We start from the raw sequence: 6,000 nt of genomic DNA, 5'->3' as shown, positions 1-6,000 counted from the left end.
TCTGTATACGATGATGGATACTGGTATAGTAGTAGAATAGGAGAAATAAAGTATATGTATAAATATAGTCAAAATTTTAAGTATTTATATAGTTACAAAGAAGATGAAGAAATAGATTTAAATCAAGAAGAACAAGAAAAAATAAAAGAGGAAATGTATGACAAATTAAGACCCTTGATAGAAGAGCAAGATGTAGAACCCTTAATCAATCTCCAATGGATATTCAATTGGAAATATAAAGATAGATTTAATTAATTTATAGACCTAGCTAGAGAAATTTAGCTAGGCTTTTTTGATTTTTCTAAATATTCAGAAAATAAAAAATTAAAAATTAAAAATTAAAAGAAAAGCATTGACAAAGCATATAGAAAGGTATACAATATAAGTATAGAAAAGCTTTTCAAAGTTGTTAATAAAGGGGAAGTAGAAAAATAGCTTTATAAATCTTAGAAAATGATTTTGGGACTGTATTTCTAAAAATCTATAAAGCTAAGTAAAAATTATTATGATTATAATAGTAAGAAAATTAAAAACTAAAGGCTTAGTAGAAAAATAATAATAGCTAGATTAAGGATTAATTCACAGACTTATATGGGTAAATGGAGGTGAAGAAGATGGATATTAGATATTTTGATTATATTGAAGAATCAGATAAATATTACATGCCTTCAAAATCTAGAGGAAAAAAATTCATCTTAGAAGTGCCAGAAAAATGGCAGCTTTTAGAGGGAGGACATTGGGTCAATGTATTTCCCCAAGAAATAAAATTAAAACAGGATCAAGGCTGGAAACTGCATATAAGCACGGATATTTACGAGGCTCAAGAAGTCCTAGACGCGGTAGCAAAAGTCCTATTTGAAAAAAACATAGCATTTAAATTCGTAATTGACAAGATGCAATTAATAAATAAAAATTCCAAGTATGCAGCAAGGGAATCTTCAGCCAAATTTATTACCATTTATCCCAATGAAGAAGAACTTCATAGCTTGCTTTTAGACTTGGAAGAGAGATTAAAAAATTACAAAAAGGGAGCTTATATCTTATCGGATAGAAGATGGAAGGACACTAATATTTACTATAGATATGGTGGCTTTTCTGCCAAATACCTGCCTGATGGCCGACTTGCGATTCAGGACAAGGAGGGAAATCTAGTCGAAGACAAAAGATTGCCCTACTACTCAACACCGGATTGGGTAGAAAAACCAGACTATATTATCGAGAATGAGCAAGAACTCGATCAAGAAAATCCCTTAGATGCCTACAATATTATGGAGGCCTTGCATTTTAGCAATGGGGGAGGTGTCTATCTAGCAGAAGACAAATCTTCTAAAAAACTAGTTTTAAAAGAGTCTAGATTGAATGCCGGATTAGATGGATTAAATAATGATGCCGTATACAGATTGAAAAAAGAGTATCATGTTTTAAGTGAGTTAGCTGATTTAGAATGTATTCCCAGAGTATACGACATCTTTGATGCTTGGGAGCATAAGTTTCTGGTGCAAGACTATGTTGAGGGTCAGACCTTGGCGTCATGGATTTCTAGAAATTATCCATTTTCAGAAAAAAGTAATAAGGAAGAATATATTGCTAACTTAAAAAAAATTGCAGTAGAATCTTGCAAGGCCTTGAAAGCAATTCATGATAAAGGCTATACACATGGAGATATACAGCCCAAGAATATAGTGGTCACAGATGATTATAAAATAAAGTTGATCGACTTTGAAAATTATGGAAAGATTGGAGAAAGAGGAGATCGAAGCTTAGGAACCCCTGGTTTTTATAAGAAATTTAATGATTATAACGAAGAAAAAGATTGGACAGGCTTACTAAGGGTTTTCAAAACAGGACTACTAGCTGTTGCTAATTTGGAGATGATTGCCAATAAGGTGTATGGAGTCCATTATGACTGGATAAAGAGGGAATTTGGACAAGAGGCAGCTGCTATTTTAGATATGATAGTAAGCTATTCTACTAGTCCTAACTATGATTTATTAAGTGAAAGTAAAAAGCCATTTCAGATGTATGGACCTATAGAGCAAGAAAGACTTTATGAAGATTCCTTGCAAAGCCTAGTTAAGAATATAGACTTTAATAGAACTAGTCTTATATATGGAGATATAAAACAATATATTTATAAATATGGTCAATTATCCATAGCCTATGGAGCATCAGGAATATTATTACTATTAAAAAGACTAGATGAATTGAATTTTGATATATCTCTGTGGCTAGAAAACTTTAAGAAAGTAAAGATAAAAGATAGGGACTATGCCTTATTTTCTGGTCTGACTGGAATAGCCAACAGCTTAATTGAATTAGGCTTTGAAGACTATGCCAATGATATTTATAAAAAATTTTTAGAAGACAGAAGTTTAATACTAGAAACTAGAAATATATCCTTGGAAAGTGGCCTATCGGGAATAGGATTAGCAGCACTTGACCAATATATTTCAAGAAAAAATGAAGAATATTTAATATTTGCAGATAGTGTTTACGAGAGAATCAGAAATATATTTTTAGAAGATCCAACTGATATTTCCAATGAATATTCAGGCTTTACAAATGATGGATTAATGTATGGTTGGACAGGGGCTATATGGCTGGCATACGCCCTATACAATCTTACAGGCAAAGAAAAATATCTAGATTTTGCTAAAGATCTATTTAAATATGAACTAGACAAAATCAAAGTAAATAATGATATGTCATTTCTTCTTTCTGAAGATGAAAAATTATTACCCTATTTTTCAAATGGTTCTGCTGGGTTCCTACTAACAGCCATTTTAATAAGAGAGCATATTGACAAATCTACTATTAAAGATTTGATAAGTGGAATAAGTAAGGCACTCACAGCCAAACCACCCGTATTTTTTGGATTATTTGAGGGTTATCTGGGATTAGCATATGTAGCTAAAATAGTAGATAAATTCCAAGGAAAGTCTAATTTATATAAGAAGATGCTTGCAACTTACAGTCAGTATATTTTAAGAGATGAAAATGGCAATATAGCTCTTCCAGGAAACTTTTCATATAAGGTTTCTTATGACTTAGCTACTGGTTTAGGAGGTCTATTGGCATCTTTAGATAAGGATAAATTTTCTGGATTTATCTGGCTGCCATTAAAAAATCAGAATGAATTATTCAAATATAATAGTAAATTTTAAAAGGAGGCAATTTATTATGTTAAACAATGTATTATCATTACAATCTATGGAGATTACCAGAAAAAGTAATTCTGTGCTCGATATGAGATCATCATTTAGTTTTTGGGGTTGTAGTTCGTTTAGTATATTTAACTGTTAAAGTAAAAAGGAGGCAAATAGCATGCTTTTAGGAATATTGATGTTACAAAGTATGGAGACCAAAAAAAATGCTACAGATGGGTCTAATTCTGCACATAGTATGTGGCTATGCAGTTCTGTAAGTCTAGCATCATGTGAGTGCTGTAGTTCTCTTAGTGTATTTAACTGTTAAAGTAAAAAGGAGGAATTAGCATGCTTTTAGGAATATTGATGTTACAAAGTATGGAGACCAAAAAAAATATTACAGATGAAGATAATTCTGTACGTAGTATTTGGTTATGTAGTTCTGTAAGTCTATCAGGATGTGAGTAATGCAAAAAGGAACTATATTTAAGTATAGTTCCTTTTATTGAGGAATTAGGAGAGGATTTATTGTGAATAAACGTAGTTTTATAATATATTTGAAGAACACCTATCTTATTTTATTTATAACAAATATAATAGCTCTGTTGATTGTTGTTATGAGTTTGTATCAACCCCAATATATTGTGAAATTAATAGAAAATTATTCTAACATAAAGGCTAAAGACTTTCTGTACATTATATTGTTTATTTTTGCTATAGCTATACTTAATTCTATTAAATTCTACTCTACTAAAGTCTATTCTGAGCGAATATTTGAAAATATTAGAGAATATATATATAGAAAATTATTGGAAACAAAAATAGACAATGTATCTAATTTAAAAAAAGGAGAGATACTATCTATAATCTCTGCAGATGCGAGAATTTTGAAAGACTCACTAGCTACAATATTAATGGACATTCCAGGAGCGATTGTACTCTTTTCAGGCTCAATATATTATCTAATAAAAATAAATATGAGATTATTTTTTATAATGATAGCATTTTTATTTTTATCCATAGCTATTAGTATTATTTTCTCATTATTATTGAAAAAATATACAATTTATCAACAAGAGAGTTTTGCAAATTTCATCACTGTTTTTGAAAAGTATCTGGATAAACTACTGATAATAAAAGCCTTATGGCTACAAAAATCAGCTGAAAAAAAGTTTAAATCAACATCAAAAGATATTTATAATTCGACTATGAAAGTTACAAAAATCCAAGCACTTATGACGCCAATATCTAATCTACTTTTTCAATTATTTATTCTAGGTTTGATATTTGTTTTTACAATATTTATAAAAGATGGAAGTATGAGTGTGGAAGAACTTTCCTTATTTTTAATGTATAGTACGTTTTTTGTATTGCCTTTATCAACGATTGTTAATTCAGTTGGAGGAATTGGAATGATTCTTGCGGCAAAGGTGAGGATTGATAAAATTTGTATGGATCTTGAGGAGGAAGAGCTGGATAAAAAGGATAAAATTAATAGACTCTCAAAATGCAATGAGAATATAGTGGATATTAAAAATGCCAGCTTTGCTTATGGGGATAATTATATATTTAAAAATTTAAATCTAAGTGTGACCAAGGGGGGCTTATCAGTTATTATTGGTCAATCTGGAAAAGGAAAGACGACTTTAGTCAACCTAATCTTGGGACTGTTCAAATTGAATGAAGGTCAGATAATATTAGGAGATAGGAATATAGAAGAATATGATTTAGAGTATCTTAGAAGTAAGGTCTTTTGCTATTGCCCGCAAGATATTTTTGAGTGGGGAGATACAATAAGAGAGTCCTTACTATTAGAGGCTCAAGTAGATACTTCTATAGTGGAATACTGGTTGGAGATTTTAAATTTGAAAAAATTTATTGAATCCTTGCCAAAAGGACTTGATATGGAGATAGGAAGTTTGTTAAAAAAGGCATCCACTGGAGAATTGCAGAGGCTATCATTAGCTAGGAGCTTTATTAGGGGCGGAGAAATATATATTTTTGATGAACCTACTTCTAATTTGGATAAAGAGAATGAAGAGATAGTAAACAATATTTTAAAAGACCTATCTAAAAGAAAGACAGTAATTGTTGTATCACATAGGCAATCTATCCTTAAATTAGCCGATTCTATAATTACTTTAGATAATTAGAATTTTGAGGTGGAAAAATGAGAGAGTTAAGGGAATTAAATTTTCTTAAAAAGATTAGTATTTTGTGTTCAATAGGATAATAAAAGGAGAAAGTTAATCATGAAATTTATAAAAGTGTTAGTGTGTTTCTTACTTATATTTTTAGTCGGCTGTCAGCCGGCAAACTCTGAGATGATTAAGGTAGATAAAGTGGACTATGTATTTACAGATTTAGGAATAGTTTCTAAGATAAGCTATCTAAAAAGAGGGGATACCTTAATAAGACAAGAAACTGAGAATAGAGTAAATTATTACGATGCAGCTATAGACAGAAAAAAACATGAGCAGGAGCATAAAGCTATGGTTGAACAATATAAAAATACTCCAGGGGTAGAGTATGAAATAAACTATGGAGAAAAAGAAGTAGTAGAGAAATTCACTGTGGATTACAGGCTGGCAAAAATTGAGGATTTAAAGAAACTTCCTGCTTTTATAATGCCCCTAACTTCTTCTGAACAAGTAAGATATTCAGATGTTGCTGTATTAATAGTAGATTATGGATATAAGCGTGTAGAAAGTTAATAGCATAGAGCATTATTTAACTAACAGCACGTAATTCCCCCACCTCTTAGCGTATGCGTAGGTAGGGGTGGTTCACGCAAGTATATTTGAAAATTTTAGCTTATAAGTATTAGCTAATCTTAGCAAGTAAAAAAACCTAG

General features: G+C 30.6%; 3 protein-coding genes and 1 pseudogene. All 4 read left to right on the top strand.

Annotated features, from left to right (window positions below; translation table 11 throughout):
• Positions 1 to 255, top strand: a pseudogene (locus HZY82_RS01915) (hypothetical protein); the annotation flags it as partial.
• A 359-nt stretch (positions 256 to 614) separates the two neighbouring features.
• Complete coding sequence (gene lanKC / locus HZY82_RS01910; protein WP_179938523.1) at positions 615 to 3,164, top strand: class III lanthionine synthetase LanKC; 2,550 nt, start codon at positions 615 to 617, stop codon at positions 3,162 to 3,164.
• A 512-nt stretch (positions 3,165 to 3,676) separates the two neighbouring features.
• Positions 3,677 to 5,299, top strand: coding sequence for an ABC transporter ATP-binding protein (locus tag HZY82_RS01905; RefSeq protein WP_179938521.1), 1,623 nt, complete (start codon positions 3,677 to 3,679; stop codon positions 5,297 to 5,299).
• A gap of 99 nt (positions 5,300 to 5,398) precedes the next feature.
• On the top strand, positions 5,399 to 5,860 hold the full coding sequence (locus HZY82_RS01900; protein ID WP_179938519.1) for a DUF1307 domain-containing protein: 462 nt from the start codon (positions 5,399 to 5,401) through the stop codon (positions 5,858 to 5,860).
• Positions 5,861 to 6,000: the final 140 nt, after the last annotated feature.

This window comes from Gemella sp. GL1, from assembly GCF_013415365.1.
In the GTDB taxonomy this organism is placed as follows: Bacteria; Bacillota; Bacilli; order Staphylococcales; family Gemellaceae; genus Gemelliphila.
The sequence above is the reverse complement of the archived record's forward strand: the minus strand, read 5'-3'. Positions and strand labels throughout refer to the sequence as shown.

What these genes read in the sequence shown, in the direction of transcription:
- lanKC (WP_179938523.1), top strand. Translation starts at nt 615, where the DNA reads ATGGATATTAGATATTTTGATTATATTGAAGAATCAGATAAATATTAC.
- HZY82_RS01900 (WP_179938519.1), top strand. Translation starts at nt 5,399, where the DNA reads ATGAAATTTATAAAAGTGTTAGTGTGTTTCTTACTTATATTTTTAGTC.